This is a genomic window from Anaerosolibacter carboniphilus, from assembly GCF_014205875.1.
Taxonomy (GTDB): Bacteria; Bacillota; Clostridia; order Peptostreptococcales; family Thermotaleaceae; genus Anaerosolibacter; species Anaerosolibacter carboniphilus.
In genome coordinates this window covers 108334-128438 of sequence record NZ_JACHEN010000002.1, presented here as the reverse complement: position 1 = coordinate 128438, position 20105 = coordinate 108334, and the positions used below count along the sequence as shown (strand labels likewise).

The 20105-nt window shown below is 37.5% G+C and carries 21 protein-coding genes; 19 read left to right on the top strand and 2 right to left on the bottom strand.

Features of this window, described 5'->3' with window-relative positions; translation table 11 throughout:
- Nucleotides 1-52: 52 nt before the first annotated feature.
- The gene (locus HNQ80_RS02610) at nt 53-358 is read right to left on the bottom strand and encodes a YciI family protein (protein WP_184307900.1); all 306 of its coding nucleotides are present in this window, start codon (nt 356-358) and stop codon (nt 53-55) included.
- 447 nt (nt 359-805) lie between these two features.
- Between HNQ80_RS02610 and HNQ80_RS02605 the strand changes: the two genes are divergently transcribed.
- From HNQ80_RS02605 to HNQ80_RS26395, 4 genes are all read left to right on the top strand, one after another.
- Nucleotides 806-1567 (top strand): MerR family transcriptional regulator, encoded by a 762-nt coding sequence (locus tag HNQ80_RS02605; protein ID WP_184307898.1) that lies wholly within the window; start codon nt 806-808, stop codon nt 1565-1567.
- Between the two features lie 64 nt (nt 1568-1631).
- Nucleotides 1632-2366, top strand: coding sequence for an ABC transporter ATP-binding protein (locus HNQ80_RS02600; RefSeq protein WP_184307896.1), 735 nt, complete (start codon nt 1632-1634; stop codon nt 2364-2366).
- A complete protein-coding gene (locus tag HNQ80_RS02595) occupies nt 2353-3096 on the top strand; it encodes an ABC transporter permease (protein WP_184307894.1) in 744 nt (247 codons plus the stop codon). The genes HNQ80_RS02600 and HNQ80_RS02595 overlap by 14 nt, the downstream gene beginning before the upstream one ends.
- A gap of 791 nt (nt 3097-3887) precedes the next feature.
- Nucleotides 3888-4970: a leucine-rich repeat domain-containing protein gene (locus HNQ80_RS26395; protein WP_184307892.1), complete on the top strand. Its 1083-nt coding sequence runs from the start codon at nt 3888-3890 to the stop codon at nt 4968-4970.
- Between the two features lie 113 nt (nt 4971-5083).
- Here the strand turns inward: HNQ80_RS26395 and HNQ80_RS02585 are convergent, their stop codons facing one another.
- A complete protein-coding gene (locus HNQ80_RS02585; RefSeq protein ID WP_184307890.1) occupies nt 5084-5602 on the bottom strand; it encodes a cysteine peptidase family C39 domain-containing protein in 519 nt (172 codons plus the stop codon).
- A 469-nt stretch (nt 5603-6071) separates the two neighbouring features.
- On the opposite strand from HNQ80_RS02585, the gene HNQ80_RS02580 reads away from it, so the two are divergent.
- The 15 genes from HNQ80_RS02580 to HNQ80_RS02510 all read left to right on the top strand — a co-directional run bounded on the left by HNQ80_RS02580 (nt 6072) and on the right by HNQ80_RS02510 (nt 20037).
- On the top strand, nt 6072-6257 hold the full coding sequence (locus HNQ80_RS02580; protein WP_184307888.1) for a hypothetical protein: 186 nt from the start codon (nt 6072-6074) through the stop codon (nt 6255-6257).
- A gap of 35 nt (nt 6258-6292) precedes the next feature.
- Nucleotides 6293-6607 (top strand): TrfB-related DNA-binding protein, encoded by a 315-nt coding sequence (locus HNQ80_RS02575; protein ID WP_184307887.1) that lies wholly within the window; start codon nt 6293-6295, stop codon nt 6605-6607.
- A 316-nt stretch (nt 6608-6923) separates the two neighbouring features.
- Nucleotides 6924-7373, top strand: coding sequence for a MarR family winged helix-turn-helix transcriptional regulator (locus tag HNQ80_RS02570; RefSeq protein WP_184307885.1), 450 nt, complete (start codon nt 6924-6926; stop codon nt 7371-7373).
- 22 nt (nt 7374-7395) lie between these two features.
- Complete coding sequence (locus HNQ80_RS02565; RefSeq protein WP_184307884.1) at nt 7396-7917, top strand: flavodoxin domain-containing protein; 522 nt, start codon at nt 7396-7398, stop codon at nt 7915-7917.
- A gap of 35 nt (nt 7918-7952) precedes the next feature.
- Entirely contained in the window at nt 7953-8450 is a 498-nt protein-coding gene (locus HNQ80_RS02560) for a DUF6544 family protein (RefSeq protein ID WP_207726826.1), read from the top strand.
- Nucleotides 8451-8610: 160 nt separating this feature from the next.
- Nucleotides 8611-9030 carry a hypothetical protein gene (locus tag HNQ80_RS02555; protein ID WP_184307882.1) on the top strand — a complete coding sequence of 140 codons (420 nt, stop codon included), beginning with the start codon at nt 8611-8613 and terminating at the stop codon, nt 9028-9030.
- A 10-nt stretch (nt 9031-9040) separates the two neighbouring features.
- Nucleotides 9041-13960, top strand: coding sequence for a DUF4132 domain-containing protein (locus HNQ80_RS02550; protein WP_184307881.1), 4920 nt, complete (start codon nt 9041-9043; stop codon nt 13958-13960).
- Nucleotides 13961-14317: 357 nt separating this feature from the next.
- Complete coding sequence (locus HNQ80_RS02545; RefSeq protein WP_184307879.1) at nt 14318-14737, top strand: DUF3785 family protein; 420 nt, start codon at nt 14318-14320, stop codon at nt 14735-14737.
- A gap of 34 nt (nt 14738-14771) precedes the next feature.
- On the top strand, nt 14772-15530 hold the full coding sequence (locus HNQ80_RS02540) for an exodeoxyribonuclease III (protein ID WP_184307877.1): 759 nt from the start codon (nt 14772-14774) through the stop codon (nt 15528-15530).
- A 117-nt stretch (nt 15531-15647) separates the two neighbouring features.
- Nucleotides 15648-15917 carry a hypothetical protein gene (locus tag HNQ80_RS02535; protein ID WP_184307875.1) on the top strand — a complete coding sequence of 90 codons (270 nt, stop codon included), beginning with the start codon at nt 15648-15650 and terminating at the stop codon, nt 15915-15917.
- 159 nt (nt 15918-16076) lie between these two features.
- A complete protein-coding gene (locus HNQ80_RS02530) occupies nt 16077-16415 on the top strand; it encodes an arsenate reductase family protein (RefSeq protein ID WP_184307873.1) in 339 nt (112 codons plus the stop codon).
- A gap of 101 nt (nt 16416-16516) precedes the next feature.
- Nucleotides 16517-16855, top strand: a complete 339-nt coding sequence (locus HNQ80_RS02525; protein WP_184307871.1) for a YckD family protein — start codon at nt 16517-16519, stop codon at nt 16853-16855.
- A gap of 121 nt (nt 16856-16976) precedes the next feature.
- On the top strand, nt 16977-17885 hold the full coding sequence (gene gnd / locus HNQ80_RS02520; protein ID WP_330602730.1) for a phosphogluconate dehydrogenase (NAD(+)-dependent, decarboxylating): 909 nt from the start codon (nt 16977-16979) through the stop codon (nt 17883-17885).
- A 19-nt stretch (nt 17886-17904) separates the two neighbouring features.
- Nucleotides 17905-19377, top strand: a complete 1473-nt coding sequence (zwf, locus tag HNQ80_RS02515) for a glucose-6-phosphate dehydrogenase (protein WP_207726825.1) — start codon at nt 17905-17907, stop codon at nt 19375-19377.
- A 12-nt stretch (nt 19378-19389) separates the two neighbouring features.
- Nucleotides 19390-20037, top strand: a complete 648-nt coding sequence (locus tag HNQ80_RS02510) for a cyclase family protein (protein ID WP_184307867.1) — start codon at nt 19390-19392, stop codon at nt 20035-20037.
- Nucleotides 20038-20105 lie beyond the last annotated feature (68 nt).

The window sequence follows — 20105 nt, the reverse complement described above, 5'->3', positions numbered from 1 at the left end:
GCTTCTAGATATAAAAAAACAACCTCAAGAATGAGGTTGTAAGGAATATGTTTTACTGGTGTAAGGACATAAACACTGGTGCAACTTTGCAAGGTCGGACCTCGATTTGTCTCCATACATCTCCTGTCACATAGGGTTCAATCTTTAACCATTCATCTAGTGCTTCCCTTGTAGGGAAATCTACAACAAGAATGGAGCCGATCATTTTTTCATTTTCATCCAATATGGCAAGGCCGTATAAGTGCTTTCCTTCCTTTTGCATGGACTCCACAAGCTTCATATGGTCAGCACGAACAGCAAGACGTCTTTCCATTGCACCCTCATCTGTTCCATCGTAGCCAGTAACTATAAATTGCATAGATCCACATCCTTTTTTTATAATATTTTTTAATGCTTGATATAGGGGTTATATTCTACAGGTTTGTGTATTTTTCCTGTATAAGGATCATGTTATTTCACGTTGTACTTGGTAAATATTGCGTTTCGTTGAAGAAATAGAAGGTCGGGTATATAATGGTGATAATGAATAGAACCCATTTGAACTACCCCCACTTATCTGACCTTGCGGTCTGATTGAAGTGGAAGATTCCTAAACCAACTGACATTTATCTCCCACTTATCGTTGGGCTTCGCCCTTCACACGATTGAAGAGGGAGTCTTCTGTCGGAAAATGATAAACATTGGATGGTCGAAGGTTGTGTTTTAAGAATTTTGTTTACATCGGTTATAATGAAAACCCTCTACTATAGCACCAGACTTTTATTGGATGCTATAATAGTTAAAAGATCGGAGGTGGTCTGGTTGAATGAACACCTATAAAGCAGTAGAAATTGCACGTTGCAACGGCATTCATCCCAACACAGTGCGGTTATATGAAAAACTTGCACTGATACCTAAAGCAGAGCGTAAACCAAATGGATATCGTATTTTCACAGATTTCCATATGGAGCAAGTCAAACTGGTAAGAACCGCTTTAAAGGTTGAAGTCCTGCAAAATGGACTGCGCAAAATGGCAATTGACATTATTAAGATATCTGCTGCTGGAAATTTTGAAAGGGCAATCCGACTTACAAAAAACTATATACAGCAAATCAAAAACGAACAAAACAATGCCGAAGAGGCCATTATTATTACAGAGCAGTTACTGTCGGGGAATGAGCAAGAAATGAGCAGCGTTTTTCTCACCAGAAAGGAAACAGCCAGTCATCTGCAAATTACAATGGATGCTTTGAGAAATTGGGAAATGAATGGCTTACTGACTGTGAAGCGAAAGCAAAATGGCTATCGAGTATATACAGATGAAGACCTTCGGCGACTGAAAATTATACGTTCTTTGCGATGTGCGAATTATTCTCTTGCAGCCATTTTGCGGATGCTCTGCGCTCTTTCCAGCAATCCCAAAGCAGATATACGCAAGGTAATTGATACCCCTAGAGAAGATGAGGACATCATTTCCGTGTGCGACAAGTTACTTACATCCTTGCAATATGCTGAAAAAAACGCGTACGATATGCTTGCCCATCTGGAAAAGATGAAAAAGCAATTCAAAACAAACCTTACACTTTAACACCAGACTTTATTCTGGTGTTATTCTTTTTATACAAAGAAAAGAAAAGGAGGGTTTTCGCAGCATGGAAACAACAATCAAAGTAAATCAACTGAGCAAGTCGTATGACACTATTAAGGCAATCGAAAATATCGATTTTTCTGTCTGTCGCGGAGAAGTATTTGGTTTGCTCGGAGCCAACGGTGCGGGGAAAAGCACCACCATTGAGTGCATATTAGGCACAAAAAACCATGACAGCGGGACGGTATCTATTTTAGGGATGAATCCCCGAGAAGACCGGAAAAAACTATTTGAGAGGGTCGGCGTCCAATTTCAAGAGACTAATTATCAAGACAAAATAAGGGTAGCTGAACTTTGTGAGGTTACCCAATCCCTTTACAAGACCTTTTTGAATTATAGGGATTTACTAAAACAATTTGGACTTTCACAAAAATTAAAAAATCAAGTAAGTGAACTTTCGGGAGGCCAAAAACAACGTTTGTTTATTGTCCTTGCCTTAATTCCTAACCCCGAGGTGGTGTTTTTAGATGAATTGACAACTGGACTAGATGCAAAAGCGAGACGGGATGTTTGGAAGTGCCTTTCTGATTTAAAGGCAAAAGGACTGACTATTTTGTTGACCTCTCATTTTATGGATGAGGTGGAAGTGCTATGTGACAAAATCATGATTCTAAAGAGAGGGAAAAGCATTTTCTATGGAACTGTGCAGGAAGCAATTGCAGCCAGTCCTTATGAGAAACTTGAGGATGCCTATCTCTGGTATACGGATGAGGAGGGGAAAGAGAATGAAAGCATTTAGCGCTCTATTCAGAACGGAATTGAAGTTATCCCTGCGTGGAATGGACATGTTCATTTTTGCAATTTGCATGCCTGTTGTAGTACTAATCATTCTAGGTACTGTTTTTGGAAATAGGCCAGCCTTCAATGGTGCGAACTATACTTTTCTGGAGCAATCCTTTGGAGCAGTGGCGACAATTGCCATCTGTGCTGGTGGAGTAATGGGACTTCCTTTAGTAGTATCCGACTACCGCCATAAGAAAATCTTAAAGCGGTTCAAGGTAACACCAACTAGCCCTACCCTTATTTTAGCGGTACAGGTTGTAATCTACGCGCTTTATTCCATCATTTCACTTATCCTTGTTTATGAGACCGCAACGGTTTTCTTTGGATATCAATTGCATGGTTCATGTTTCTCCTTTTTAGGTGCATACTTACTTGTGATGATATCTATGTTCAGCATAGGATTGCTAGTAGGTGGAATAGCACCAAACATTAAAATAGCAAGTGTTTTAGCCAGCGTGTTATACTTTCCAATGCTTATTTTTTCAGGTGCTACCTTACCCTATGAAGTTATGCCTGTGGCACTCCAAAAAGTAGCCGATTTACTGCCGCTGACGCAAGGCATTAAGCTGCTGAAAGCTACTTCCCTCGGCTTACCTATCAATAGTGTTTTACTTTCAGCTGTCGTGATGATTATGCTTGCCATAATCTGCACTGGCATTTCGATTCACTTTTTCAAATGGGAATAGTGCATTATAACTTAACTGATAGCTTAGAGGCAGACAGTTAAAAACCCTGATATACTATTGGTCGAGATATACACTTTACCACCAGTATGTGCTTTCTTATGAGGACTTTTTTATAAATATCAAAATTGTAGTTAAGCAGTGCTAATTAAAAAAATTTATGCTCATCTGGAACTATTCCTACAATTGTTCTTTAGGGATTAGTTGAAAAGAGAGGTGCAAAATGTAATGTATATGTAACCTATAAATGTGAATATTGTGATATAATTTACATATTATGGAATGATCAGACTATTCTAAATAGGTGAAAGGAATGGATTGTAAATAGGGGTACAGGCAGTAAAACGTGAAAATTATACTCTAATATAATTTTCCCTTACTGAAAATAGCTGAATATCAGTAAAATAAAGGGTCGTATTATTTACTTTATTTTTTAAAATTTTCACCTATGATTTTGAACCATTCCATAGGTAAATAAATGCAGTAAAATATTCAAAGTAAAGAAAATGAGTGTTTTAAACCTTTTGATTACTTTCTTAGAGTATAAAAAAACGCTGATAACGATTATTTAGTTGCTTAGCGTATAATTTCCGCGTTTTGATGCTGATACCCTATAATGCAGAAGAATTATACGATTTAACTGAGTCATTCAGATCATATCTTGGGTATTTTTGCCTAATCACCTTTTTGGAGGGGATATGCAAAAACATCCAGATTGCAAAAATGCTTTAATAGATAAAGGTGGCATAATATGGTATTAAAGCAAAAAAGAATGTGCCAAAAAGGAGGCAATTGTGAAACGAAAATTTATTATAGCTTTACTTACAGTAATAGCCCTTACAACTGGGCTCGTAAGTGTTGAGCTTAAAAAATCAATTGATCAAAAAAGAGAGCTATTGGAGATAGCAGCTCAAGATATGAATATTGAACCTAAGTCTACTGACGAGGACATTTTAACTAGTGTTACTATGATACATATAAGCTATCAGGATTTACATGGAAAGACCCTCAATCTTAATAACCTCCACATGTTCAAAAATCTAGAATCTATATATTTAGATGGTTTGATAGTTAGTAATGTTTCAGCTTTGGAGAATATGAAGGGCTTAAAGGAATTACACATTTCAAACATGAATTTGGATCAGTTTGACTCGATTCAATTACCACATTTAAAGAACTTACAGATATTAGACTGTAAATTTTCAAACTTGTATTTTATAAAACAAATGAGCGAATTAGAAGGATTAAGTATAACTAAAAATAAAGACGATAAGGCTTCTGTTGTGTGTGATATTGAGGATCTGATAAACAATGAAAAACTAGAGGTAATTTATCTGACAAATATTAAAATTGCTAATATTAATCTATTGTCTTCAATGGAACAAATAACTTCACTTGGTCTATTGAGTTGTGATGTAAAGGACTTCAGTTTTCTTGATAAATTAAATAAATTGGAATCTTTAGAGTTAAAAGACGACAATCTCAAGAATATTGAAGGCATCGGTAAGTTATACAATCTTAAATATTTAAATATAGAAAACAATTACATCACAGATATACATGAAGTATCAAACCTTAAGAATCTTGTTGAAGTATATTTAGGCAATAATACGATAACAGATATATCACCTTTGAAAGATCTTGAACATATTCAGACACTTAGATTGAATGACACAAATGTGATGGATGTATCAGTTATCTTAGACCTTCCTAAAATTCAAATCCTAGATATAAGAAACACAAAGGTAAAAAATCTTGATTACTTAATGAACTATCCTAAGAGTTTAGAATTATATTTAAATTTAAATAATATTGAAAAAGTAGATAAGTTAAAAGAAAATAAAAACCTCTACCTATCTGAGGATTATATAGGGTAGATTCTATTTTTTATATCAAAACAATTAATTATCATAAATCAACGGCTAGTGTACACAAAAAAAGATAAACCAAATGTGTGAATAAGATTTGGTTTATCTTTTTTTGTGTTTTTTTATTTAAATACAGCCATTCGTGAAACTGAACCTTTTTGATTGATTACATCTTGAAGCGTTGCATTTGACGATGAACCTGGGTCGTTCACCTTGAACATATCTGCAGTTATTGAACTATAGAAAATATTGCCGTCCGGATCTACTGGTAAAGTTCCGACAAAACCTTTTACAACAATAAAGTGACCTGGTACAGCTACAACCATAGGAAGCCCCTTAGTGATAATGTTTTCAAACATAGAAGCTTTTAAAGAGTCAAAACTTCCAGTGGTAGCTGAATAGGTTTTATTTTTTAATGAAGCTGCTGTCGTCCACTGATAAGGGCAATCCGCACCTCCTTTAGCTTTCATTTCTGCCAAATGTACATCTGGCAGAGTATTAAAAATCATTGCACAGCTTGTAATTGCACAACCTTCTTGGCCCATTGTGCCTCCACAACTAGTTTTTAAGTCTTTCCATCTACTATCAAATTGCTTATAACTTACTACAGAAAGTGTTTTAGAATATGTTTGACTTGCCATTTTTATACCTTCCTCCTTTACTTTACATTTGTTATATTTTTTTTGTTTTGCTAGGCTTCTACTCTCTGGCCAGTTCGTTTTGCCCTACACTAAATAAAATGGGGAAAAGGAATCAAAAATCAACCAAATCAAAAAAATAATTTCTAAAAAAATTTTCAAAAGTGGTTGATTTTTTTCAAAAAAATCCGTTTTATATAGAGAGATCAAATTTTCTTCTAAGGGAATTTGATATTTTTTTCTAAAAAATTACGAACACATGTTCCGATATATGGTATAATTTGGATGTTCTGTTGTAATCAAAATGTAATAATTGACTTAATTTTCAAAAAAATTAAAAAATGTATAGAAAATGGTTGACCAAATTTACTTTTTAACCGTCTTATATAGTAATGAGATTAATTTTTTAACAAGTTCTAAACGTATTTTATGGGTGAACAGGTTACAGGGGGTTATGCGAGGAGGGGATAAGGTGGATAGTTTAGCAAAGAAGTTTTTAGAGGAAGATACAGCAAATAAGGATCTATACGTCCAGGGAATTATCTTTAAGAATGACAGCTTTTTAGATGTCCTCAATCAGAAGTTTAATGATTACCTGTTTCGAATCAATCTCTACAGCTACATAAAAAAACCATTTTTTATGCAGCCAGGGACCTAAAGCAAAGGGAAAATGCGCTGAGAGAAAAAGAAGGATTGTATTTAAATGTATTAGATGCTGATTTTGAAGAAGAAAAGATCAACACCATTGCAGATGCCCCTATGGATTTCATAGAAGAAATCTATAGGGATCAAGAAGATATAGACTATCATGAGATATTTACAGACAAGGAAGTCCTAGAAGCTATCAGTGCATTAACTGATAGGCAAAAACAGATCATTCATGAATGCATTATAAAGAATAAAGAAGAAGAGCTGGTGGCTAAGGATCTGGGTATCACCAAACAAGCCATTAATAAAATCAAACAAGCAGCCTTAAATAAACTAAGAAAACAGATAGGAGGGAAGTAACCATAGATTAATTACTCATATATCTTTGTGTGAAGGAATAATATGTCCAAGCGGTCTATCTTCAAAGAGTGGAGCACGCAATAGAGATTCTTGCTGTCTATTTTAATGAGGCAAGGTCGCTCCCACAATCAATGATTCCTTATGAACCGCTCCCTACAGGGAGCTATTTTTTCATATCAAACATATTTGTATGATGGGTGACATGTTTTTGAGATTTTATAGGATATTCTTGACGTGAAGGTAAATATGTAATATGTTGCTTATATAAGTAATATATTACATATCATGAGATAAAAAAGATGGAGGTACAATAAAGATGATAGATATGGATAAACAAAGGTATATATTTGGAAGCCTGTTCCTCCTTGCCAACAAGCTGCAAGTTATTGGAGATCAATATTTAGGAAAGGATGACATGACAACGAAACAGTGGTTTCTGACCGTGATGATTTCACAATTCCATGATAAACCTCCTACCCTCAGTGAAGTGGCAGAGCTTATGGGAAGCTCCCGTCAAAATGTCAAGCAGCTTGCACTGAAATTAGAAGAGAAGGAGTTTTTGAGGATTGAAAGAGATGAACAGGATGCCAGGGCTATTCGGCTTAAACTGACAGAGAAAAGCCAATGTTTCTGGGAGAAAAGACAGGATCAGGATAATCAATTTATCATGGATCTGTTTAGCAGCTTTAGTGAAGAGGAGATAAGTACAATGACCAATTGTTTTGAAAAACTAGCAAGGAAAATTGAAACCATGGAAAATCTCTAAGTTTAGAATTGGAGGAATAGAAATGAATACGTTGATCATTTATGGGAGCAAGCATGGGACTACAAGAAAGTGTGCTTCTATGCTTGCGGAAAAACTTACTGGAAAGACGGATTTACATGATCTCAAGCTGGGGGCTGCACCAGACCTTACGAAATACGATAAGGTAGTGATCGGAGGTTCTATTTATGCTGGAAGGATACAAAAGGAAATAACGGTATTTTGTGCACAAAATCTTAATATCTTAAAGGGAAAAAAACTCGGACTGTTCATATGCTGTATGTTTCCCAATCATGCTGAGGCACAGTTAAATAGCGCTTTCCCTCGAGAACTTTTGAGTAGTGCTATAGCAAAGGAAAGCTTTGGCGGTGAAATGCGGTATAGTGACATGAATTTTGCAGAAAAAGCCATAACCAAGATGGTATCAAAGGTAGTTGCTAAGAACAACCCCACTTTTTCTGCAATGGAAATGAAAAAAGATCTATCCATGATATCTGTGGAAAATATCGATAAATTTGCCCAGTTACTCAACAATATAGTTTCCTAGATGATCCTGCTCGGATGTATTTTATAAAAATAAATATGTTTGGAGTTCCAGTAATTGGATTTCACGCTTATGCTGAAGGGAAGGCCGTTATGTTGATAAAGCTAGCGGGGTTATTTACAGTGGCCGATGGCAGGGGAGAGGAGATGAATCAAGGGGAAACCGTTACGATTTTTAATGATATGTGTATATGGATGCCTGCTAGTTTGATTGATAAAAAAATCCAGTGGGAAGAAATTGATCCGTTGACTGTGAGGGCAACATTTCATAATAAGGGCAACCGCATTTCAGCAGTATTATATTTCAATGAAAAGGGAGAGTTGATTAATTTCGTTTCCGATGATAGATATTACTCTCCTACGGGAAAGAATTATCGACAAGTCAGATGGTCAACGCCAGTTAAGAATTATAAAGAGATGAATGGCATAAAGATAGCAAGCTATGGAGAGGCCATCTGGCATTTTCCTGAGGGAGAATATTGTTATGCCAAGTTCAATGTTAAGGAAATTGAATACAATGGTGAACATCTTAAATAATAACAGGTTGTTATACAGAATTAGGCCATAGGAAGACTTCAAGTTTTCTTATGGTCTTTCCTATTTCTATCTTATGGACTAAAGACGAAGAGATGGATTCACGATAAAATATAAGAAGATATAATATAGGAAACGATGTGCAGCGAGGGGAGATGTTCAGGTGAAAATATATGTGAATGTAAAACAAGCAGGAACGCGGAAAAGCTATATTACTCAGCAAGAAATATACTTAAAGAGCAAGCCCTCAACTTTGAGGGAGCTGATTGCAAATATTGTTTCGGAGAATGTAGAAGAATTTAATCATAGACATGCTGAACAAAAAATCCTGAACTATCTCACCAGCGAAGAGATCAATGATAGAGTTACCGTGGGAAGGGTTTCCTTTGGGGATACATATAACCCAACGAAAGCAAAACTGGAAAAAGCTTTGGAAAATGCATTTCTAGCCTATGAAGACGGGATATTCAGAGTATTTATTGGAGACAAAGAAGCCGGTTGCCTAGATGAACCACTAGACTTGAGAGAAGAAGATGTGTTAACGTTTATCAGGTTAACAATGCTAGCGGGTAGAATGTGGTAGGGGGTAGATTATGTATATAAATCATGAGAAGCGAGAAATAATGGATAGTTATTTAAATAAATCCTTCCTTCAAAAGCTATTATTTTTAGGGAGAGGTCTGGATATAGCCAATGTCGTCATCGACTATATTAAGGCGGATTATAACAGTGAAAGCGCTATGTACAACAAGTTGCTGGATCTATTATGGTCAAACGGGACAAAGGATATTAGGGAAGTATTCACTGGAAAAGAATATGGAGCCCTCAAGCTGCTTTTGGGCGATCATTTTGCAGAGATATTTAAGCATGTTTGGGATAGGGCTACGCTATATACCTATACAACAGGATATTGCAGGCGTTCCTATAGAACGAAGGTTTCATCAAGGTTATATCTCAACAAAAATATTAATAAATTGGTACAATGCATATATCTTGCGGCAACGGATTTTTCCCTAGAGCAGTATCTAAGCTACAATAAATCCAATGATCAGGACGTATCGATGATTGCTGATATCATATCTATCGAGATCGATAATAATAATCAAGAGGTCTTAAATAAAATTAGAGATATCATTTATAGCGATAACAATAGTGCAATTGTAACGCGACAAATCATTCAAGGAATGCTCATGAGCAGAAATGAAGAGGCCCATAAAATGATTGGGGAACTACTTTTGGCTGCTAAGCTCCAAGAGGGTTTAAGACAGGTCATTGTTGAGAGCATGGATGAATGCTCAAGGGAAGGCTTTATCTACTTATTAAAGTTAATTCTAGATAATAACCTATCCAGATTTTCTTCTATTGTCAGGGCGTTTGGTACATGGACCGGTTTGGCAATAGATCATGAGAAGCCAAAGATGATTAATAAATGTTTAGAGGCTGCCTATCACTGTCTGATGAGTAAAGCCTATCTAGATGAGTGTATCCATTCAACGGATAATTTACGAATCTATATAGGTATTTGGGCAACGGCCTTTGATGAAGTGGAAGATATAGATAGTATTTTAGGTATGCTCCTTCAATCCACGGAAAAGTATAAAAAATTGGTGGCACTTCAGTTCTTATATCAAACGCAATTCACTATTTTTAAACATCAGATTGCAAGCAAAGTTCTGTGGGAGAAGGATTTTGAAGTACTTGCCTTGGCAATAAAAAACTTATTTGGCGATTTAACGCTATATGGCATAAGAAATCATGCCAAAGAAAGTCTAGATTCCTATGCCAAGCTAGATGATTATTGTTACGGTATAAAACTATTCGACCAATTAAAAACAGTGATAGATACGATGCCTAAAAAAGAACTTGACTTTAAGGGCAGTGTATTCCCATGGTTGGATATTAAGCTGACTGCATCGGAGATTATGGACAAAATGATATTTGCAGTAGCGTTATCTTATGATGAGCATATCATTGATACATTGATTGACTATAGGGATAAGATGAGTGCCGATACAAGACATGCATTTGTAGATATATTTTTAAAAAAGCCTAAAACAATGAAACAAAAAATAGCACTTCTTGAGGCCTGTGGAGACAGAAGTCCTTCAGTTAGAGAAAGTGCCTACGAGATCGTAAATCACTTAGAGTTAAGCAAAGATGAGTATGTTCTGATTGAGAATTTCCTGCAATACAAATCTGGAGATCTGCGGAAAAATGTGATTAAGCTATTGTTAAAGCAGGGCGGCGAGGCGTTAACAGCCTGTGTCAATCGTTTGGTAAACAGCAAAAATGAGAATAAGCGAATGGGTGCCATAGATATCGTTAGTGCAATGGAAAGTGACAGCAAGCATAAAAAAGCTTATAGAGACTGCCTAAATCTTATTACTTCCATGGGAGATACTACGCAAAAAGAAAAAATACTCACTCAAAATATTACCAGTGACACAAAGGGGATGCGTACGTATGCCAATGGTTTTGGATTATATGACCCATTCAAGGAGGTAGAGATTCAGCCAATTACTAGGCCAAAAGATTTCAAGATCAAATCGGTCTTCTCTATATCAACCCATAGACTTGAAGATATCTTGAATCGTTTTAGTGATCTCATCCATGTAAATAGGGATCTTGAATATGAGGTGGTAGGCTGGGATGATGCAAAAACAGTAATCACCCTAGGTGGCTCAAACTTTCTAACACCATTTAACAGGAGCAATGATGGCTTAGATAATTATCCTTTGTCAGATCAGATTAGGGAGATCGTTAAGTCTCAAGCCCTGGATTTCCATAGACTTATTGAAGTAGATTTCTATTTGGGTGCCATTCATAGGCTTAATTATGAGACTTATGCACCATGGTATCATAAATTGCTGGAGGATCGCTTTAATCTTAAAGTCTTGAAAGCATCTTTAGAGACCGTAGAAAAGCTACTGTACGCCCATAAAGTGAAAGCTTATATTCATCTATTGGTAGAGGAGATACCACAGATTGAAAAATTCAAGCTGGCGAAAGCTGTATTAGAGGATCTATATGGGGACATTCCAGGCGATAAGCATCACACTGAATATCTGGGTAGAACCAATAGATATTATTATTACGATGGAAAAGATTATATTGCTAGAAGTTATGAAATAAAATACTGGTTAACGTTAATGGAAAAAAGTCATTACGATGATGAAAGCTTTACTCACTATTTCACCATCGCCTATAACTACTATAAGGCATGCCAATATGCAGCGAATACCACATTAACCCTAGCCCATTTCGGGCGAGCATTAGAACTCGCTATTATTGACGAGAATGAAGTGTACAAAGAGTTGATGGCTAGACCGTTAAGCCCAAATAACATACAAACAGTAACAAGCGTTCAGCGACATGATAGAGACAATCTGCGAAGATTCCCTCACCTGATGGAGTTAGGAGCTACTGTAGTAGAGAACATCGCAAATATTGAGGTGACACGGGGTGAGTTAAATACAGAGGTAACTCATCTGGCGGCTAAAATTCAAAAATGCTTTGGTACAAATATATTTATAGTAATACTACTGGGATCTGAAAAAGATACCTATATACGGGGCTATAATTTTGTAACGGGTGACTGCACAAAAAAGCAAATGTTTAGTCATCTGCTGAAGTGCTGCTATCCAAAGGATGGGGAGGATGCAAACACTTTAGGAATTTTATTAAAGGGGAAAAAGGTAACAAATAAACAATTAATTGAGGCAGCAATGTATGCCCCCCAATGGCTGGATATCGTTGCTGAATATCTAGGCTATAAGGGATTAAAAGCAGCTTGCTGGTATTTCCATGCCCATGTGAACGATTATTTTTCAGAAGAAAAATCTACGATTGTAGCAAGATATTCTCCTATAACACCTCAGGAATTTAGAGATGGTGCATTTGATCGTGATTGGTTCATGGATGCCTATTACACAATAGGAGAAAAGAACTTCAAGCTGGTCTATGACAGCGCAAAATACATAGCAGGTGGTGGACTTCACAAGCGATCCCAATTGTTTGCCGATGCCACATTAGGGAAGTTAGATGTTCAGGAAGTGCAGTTTCGGATCATGGATAAGAGAAATAAAGATTATTTGCTTGCCTTCGGATTAATACCCATCAAGGATAAGGGAGATATTCTAAGCCGTTATGAATATATCCAGCAGTATTTGAAGGAAAGTAAACAATTTGGAACTCAGAGACAGGCCAGCGAAGCAAGAAGTGCCCATATCGCCTTACTTAACCTAGCACGAAATGCAGGGTATTCCGATGTAAATCGTCTTGTCTGGAATATGGAGACAGCTAAGTTGGATACGATACGCATATATCTTCAACCCTACAAGCTTGAGGATATCGAAATACAACTGGTCATTGATAAGCTAGGCCAAGCAAATATTCAATGTACGAAAGATGGCAAAATACTGAAAGATATACCGGCTAAGCATAAAAAACATGAATATGTACAGGCGATAAAGGCCGTAAGAAAATCTTTGAAGGATCAGTATATAAGGGCTAAGCACAGCTTCGAAGCTTCTATGGAAAGAGGAGAGGACTTTGAAACTGGCGAACTCATGAATCTTTGCATAAATCCAGTGCTAGCTCCTATCATTGAAAATCTAGTTTTTGTATCCGATAAAAAATTAGGATACTTTCATGAGGGGAATCTAGTAGATGACAGAGGTAAGATTCATCCATTAGAGCCAGAAGATAAGATCATGATTGCCCACCCCGTCCATTTATATGAATCAGGGGAATGGTCTAACTATCAAAAACATTTATTTGCGAAAAAGATTATCCAGCCATTTAAACAAGTATTTAGGGAGATGTATTTACCAAACACGGATGAATTAAAAGAACAAACGATATCTCGCAGATATGCAGGGCATCAAATTCAACCTAAGAAGGCAGTTGCTTTGTTAAAAACTCGAGGTTGGTTAGCCAGCTATGAGGAAGGTTTGCAAAAGGTATACTATAAGGAGGATATCATCGCAACGATCTACGCTCTGGCTGATTGGTTCTCACCTTCGGATATCGAGGCACCGACCATTGAGGTCGTTAGATTTGAAGACCGTAAGACCTTTAAGCCTGTCCCAATAGATAAGGTATCGAAGTTGATATTCTCCGAAGTCATGAGAGATGTAGATTTGGTAGTGAGTGTTGCCCATGTAGGTGGGGTTGATCCAGAAGCCAGCCTATCGACGATGGAAATACGCAGTGCAATCGTAGAGGAACTTATGAAGCTGCTGAAGCTTACAAATGTAACAATAAAAGGAAGTCATGCTCATATTCTAGGGGTTCATGGAGAGTATACGGTACACTTGGGCAGTGGAACTGTTCATAAGATGGGGACGGGCTCGATAAACATACTTCCTGTACATTCAAGCCATCGGGGTAGAATCTTCCTGCCATTTATAGATGAAGACCCGAAGAGTGCGGAGATTTTATCGAAGATTATACTCTTAGCCGAGGACAGTAAGTTAAAAGATCCTAGTATACTTGTTCAAATCACCTCTTAGGCTTCCTGCTGAAATTATGTAGAATGGTTTAAATTTTTAATAGAAATTTTCATAGAGTCAAAAGGGGTGCTCATTTGGTTCTATTTCTCTTTCAGGATAAGTTATTTTATTACCTGTGTAAGAAAGCTTCCTTTTTAGAAAAAATTTCTATATAATTAAGGGGCAAGATGATAAGAATACGACAGTGAAAGAAAAAATGGAAGTATAATTCATTATGAAATGGGAAATGTAAGAAGAAACTTCTATTCATATAGGAGGTAGCCCAATCGTAGTCGTTCATACAAGACAAGGGCTTATCGGTATCGTGATGTCGGAAAATATTTTAAATATGAATATGTATTATGTTGGAGGTACAGCATGGAGAGTTATAAATTTATTTATGATGGAAAGGAATATGAACTGGGTATAAATCCTAATGATGAGTTGATCAATGACGAAGAAAAACCCGTTAAGGGGATCGAGATTTCAGATGTGTTGAGGTTGCTTCATCAAGGGGAAGAAATTCATTTTGATATCACCCATTATGACCAGCCTTGTCCAAATTGCTTGGCGGGAAAGGCTGAAAAGGAAAAATATTTTAAGTTTCTAGAGTATCATTTTTATATCTATACAAAAAATGGGGAATACGTGACTAGCAGTATCTCTAAAGATATGGAGGGAGCTTCTTTTCATAAGCTATTTAAAAAAGGAAAAGTTGACAATAGTTATATTGTAAGTGTAATTGTGTGTGTTCACTGTGGAGAATATTCTATAGAAATTGAACAGTGTGATGTGTAGAAAAGTGCGTCGATAATTTTGTGGAGGTAAAGGTATGAAACTAGTATCATGGAATGTAAATGGTCTCAGAGCTTGTATAGGAAAAGGATTTTTAGAGTATTTTAAAGGGGTGGATGCGGATATATTCTGTATCCAAGAATCTAAGCTGCAAGAAGGACAAGTCGATCTGGATTTAGAAGGATACCATCAATATTGGAATTATGCCGTAAAAAAAGGCTATTCTGGTACAGCTGTATTCACAAAAAAGGAACCCTTATCGGTGCAATATGGCATAGGGATTGAAGAACACGATCAAGAAGGAAGGGTAATCACTCTGAAGTTTGAAGCGTTTTATTTGGTAACCGTATACACGCCAAATTCTCAGAGGGAGTTGGCAAGACTCGATTATCGAATGGGGTGGGAAGAAGCATTCAAAAGCTATCTTCAAAAGTTAGATGGAAACAAGCCAGTAATTATATGTGGTGACTTGAATGTAGCCCATAAGGAAATCGACTTGAAGAACCCCTCATCAAATAGGAAAAATGCAGGCTTTACCGATGAAGAAAGGGATAAAATGACTAGATTACTAGGGGCAGGCTTTATGGATACCTTTAGATACTTTTATCCTGATAAGGAAGATGCCTATACGTGGTGGTCATACATGGGAAGGGCTAGAGAGCGAAACGTAGGTTGGAGAATTGACTATTTTGTTGTTTCTGAAAGATTAGAGGACAAGCTAAAGGATGCTCAGATTCATGCCGACGTGATGGGAAGTGATCATTGTCCTGTGGTGCTGGAGATCAATTTGGCGTAAATCATCCTATTATAATAGTAGAATATATTATATGAAAGCAAGTTTCTTAATGGAGAATCAAAAGCAGGGAATCGGAGATAATAAGAACGATAAATATGCTTTTGGGAGGCCAAGAATATGTCAAGACTTGCGGATGCCATAGAGAGGATTAAAGGCCTTGAATGCCCGACGGGAGATGTGGCCCATCGTGTAACAGGGATTCTGGAAGATTATGAGGTTGCTAATAAGGAAGATATTATCGTGCACATGGAGGGTCAGCTAGATAAAAATGGTCTAGCGGTATATCGAGCAGAGATTGGAAAAAATGAAAATCAGCCAATTTTGATCGTAGTAGAACCAGGAGCCGATGACTATGTAGCCAAAGTGATAGATGTGCACATGGCATAGTATCATGATTTAAAGAAGTATAAAAGTATAGAAGAGACTGAACCCATAAAACCGCCGTTCATGATGCTGCATAAGCCGTATCATATATCTGGGGGTTTTTATGCTATCGCTATAAAAGAATAAAGAAGTTAAGGATCGAATTAGGGGGAATGTAAGCCGATGAATATTCAAATTTTTGGTTTGAAAAAATGCTTTGATACCAAAAAGGCAGAACGATATTTTAAGGAGAGAAGAATAAACTATCAGTTTATAGATTTGAGCATAAAAGGTCTAAGCAAGGGAGAACTGCAAAGTGTAAGTGCAGCTGTAGGGCTAAATAATCTAATTGATCGGGAAGTAAAGGATTATAAAAAATTAAATATGGATCGTATTGTAAGTGCAAACCTGCGAGAAGAGATGTTGCTGAAGCATCCAAGTCTTTACAAAACACCAATTGTACGGAATGGAAGGCAGGCCACTGTAGGTTATGTGCCAGATGTTTGGCAGTCATGGGAATAAGTTATGGAAAAATGGAAAGATAAAACGATCCATTTCTCGGATAAAAGGGGATAAAGATACAGAAAATAAGACTACCAACTGAGGAAGGAGTGATTTTGTTCATGAGTAACTTCAGAACAGTTTTGGTGGCTTCCTTGCTAGTGTTTGTGTTTGCTGTTTCATTTGGTGTCCTTTCGATACAACCTGTTGAAGGCTTGACCCTTGATGCAGAGAAGGCGACGGTACAATTAACAGAAGCACAAAAGAAAGAATTGGCAACACTTCAAAAAGAGATCCTGATGAAGCGAAAAGAAGTAATCTCAAAATATGTTGAGTATGGAGTTATGACTGAGGAAAAAGGAAAGAAGATCATCTCTCGGTTGGAAAAGCACTATGAGAAGCTTGAGAAAAATGGGTTTGTTCCAAAGTGGGATAAATCAAAAAAGAAGCGTTGTCATTAGTGCTTCAAGGGGAAACTGCCTCTATTTCTAGGGGCAGTTTTATTTTTTTTGAGAGAAGGGGTTTATGAATATACAAATGTGGTAGTAAATATAATAAAAAATAATGACTTAGGAAGGTGTGATGGCTTTGGAAATAGGACTTATAGGCTTGGGAAAGATGGGATACAGTCTTGCACAAAACATAAAAGATCATGGACATCGGGTGGTTGCCTACAACAGATCTGCTGAAAAAATACAAGAAGCAGAAAGTTATGGACTAATCGGGGCATACAGCATAGCAGAACTGGTGAGTAAGCTGGCTGCACCCAGGATTATTTGGCTGATGGTACCAGCAGGCAGCCCTGTGGATGAAATGATAGAAAGCTTAATCCCACTGATCAATCAGGAAGATATCATCATCGATGGTGGAAATTCCAACTATAAGGACACCTTGAGAAGGTACGAGATGCTGAGGGAAAAAGGGATTCGATTTATGGATGTGGGTACGAGTGGGGGAGTAGAAGGCGCAAGAAATGGCGCTTGTATGATGATTGGTGCCGAGAAGGATGTTTTTGAGCGGATTGAACCCCTCATTAAAGATGTTTGTCTAGAAAATGGATATGTACACACAGGCAAAAACGGGTCAGGTCATTATGTAAAGATGATTCACAATGGCATTGAATACGGCATGCTTCAAGCAATCGGAGAAGGTTTTGAAATTTTGGAGAAAAGTCAGTTTGAATTAAATTACAAAGAGATTGCAAAGGTTTGGAATCATGGTTCGGTGATCCGGGGCTGGCTGATGGAATTGATGGAAAGGGCCTTTGAAAAGGATCCCCAGCTCCAATCGATCAAAGGGGTGGTGCATTCCTCCGGTGAAGGTTTATGGACTGTCCAGGAAGCCTTAGAGCTCCAAGTCCCTGTCCATACCATTGCCAGTTCCCTATTTGTTAGGTATCGATCCCAACAGGAAGATACATTCTCAGGAAAGGTCATTGCAGCTTTAAGAAATGAATTCGGAGGACACCGCGTAGAAAAGAAAGATAAATGATAGGAAGTAGGTGCATAGAATGGACTTATCCTGTACCATGGTCATATTTGGTGGAACTGGAGATCTAGCCCATAGAAAGCTATTGCCTGCTATCTATAATCTCCAGTATGAAAAGCTTCTTCCTGAAAACTTTACAGTGATAGTGGTGGGGAGAAGGGAAAAAACAGATGAAGACTATAGAGAGGAAATATATCGGTCTATCAAAGCGTTTTCAAGGTTTGAGGTAAATGGAGAGGTGTGGAATAACCTAAGGGACAGAATTTATTATTGGAGCATGGACTTTTTACAGGAGGAAACCTACGGCCTATTCAATAGATTTTTAAGTGAAAAGGAATACCAGTATGATACAAAAGGCAATAGAATCTATTACATGGCAGTGGCGCCAGAGTATTTCGAAGGTATTGTAGATAAGCTGCATCGACATTGTATGGATGAAGGCATCAAGGGATGGCATCGAGTAGTCATTGAAAAACCCTTTGGTAGGGATTTAAACTCTGCGAAATATTTAAATGATAAAATTGTGCAGGTATTTCAAGAGGAGAACACCTACCGAATAGATCATTATTTGGGAAAAGAAATGCTGCAGAACATCATGGTACTGCGGTTTGCCAACATGATTTTTGAACCTCTTTGGAACAATAGGTTTATAGACCACATTCAGATATTTTCCAGTGAAACCGTAGGGGTAGAAAACCGCGGAGATTACTATGAGAGATCCGGGGCAATGCGGGATATGGTCCAGAGTCATATGCTTCAGTTGGTAAGCTTAATTGCCATGGAGCCTCCCAATGATTTAGATACTAAGTCTATTCAAGACGAGAAGGTTAAGGTTCTGAAAGCCATTAAAAAGATGGCGGGCAAGGATATTGAAGAAAATACGGTGCGTGGCCAGTATGGATCAAGAAGGTCAGAGCGAGGGGAAATATCAGGATACAGACAGGAAGCACGGGTAGCACCCCATTCCAATACAGAGACATTCGTGGCACTGAAGCTATATATAGAGAATTTTAGGTGGGCAGGGGTACCCTTTTATATAAGGACGGGAAAAAGGATGCCTGAGAAGTCAACGGAGATTCTAATACAATTTAAAACCATGGAAAACATATTGTATTTTAAAGACAAACAACTCCAGCCCAACATCTTGGTCATCAGAATACAGCCTATGGAAGGGATATTCTTTCAGTTTAATGCAAAGGAACCGGGTACACGGCAAAGAATTATTCCAGTGGAAATGGATTTTTGCCAAAATTGTCGGGTAGGGATCAACTCACCGGAGGCCTATGAAAGGCTTCTATATGATGTTATGAGAGGGGATAGGACCCTCTTTGCAAGATGGGATGAAGTAGAGTATGCTTGGAAATTTGTAGATAACATTCTTGAGGCATGGAAAAATCATCCCCCCATATTTCCAAATTATGAAGCAGGTACTTGGGGGCCAGGGGAAGCCGATAAATTGCTTCAGAAAGATCACAGAAACTGGATCAATCGATAGGAGAGTGAAGCCATGAAGATTTACGATATTTCAATGGATATTTATGAGGATATGACAGTCTACAAGAACAAATTAGAAAAAAAGCCGAAGATCGTTGTTACTCAGGATCACACCACGGGCAGTTCCTATACATCCTACATAACCATGGAAATGCACACGGGAACCCATATCGATGCACCTTTGCACATGATCGATGGGGGAGAAACCATGGAGCTTTATGCTGTAGAAAACTTCGTCAGAAAATGTAAGGTCTTAGATTTGACGGATGCAGAAGATACGATTACAAAGGAGCTATTACAGAGGAAGTCTATTGAGAAGGGAGATTTTGTTTTGCTAAAAACAAAAAACTCATTTACAGAGGCTTTCGATTTTCAATTTGTGTATTTAGAGAAAAGTGGTGCATCCTACTTGAAAGAAATAGGCATTGCAGGGGTAGGCATTGATGCTTTAGGGATTGAAAGAGATCAGAGCGACCATGAAACTCACAAAATTTTATTGAGCCAAGGCATCAGCATTATGGAAGGACTTCGACTGAAGGGTGTAGAAGAAGGAGAATATATATTATGTGCCCCACCTTTGAAAATAAGGAATGTGGAAGCAGCACCCACCAGAGCAATACTGATTGAGGGGTTATTCGCAGATATGAACAATATACGATAAATGTGTGCCGCTGCCCCTAGAAATAGGGGCAGGTTTTCTTATAGGATTAGAGAGGGAAAGTTAATATA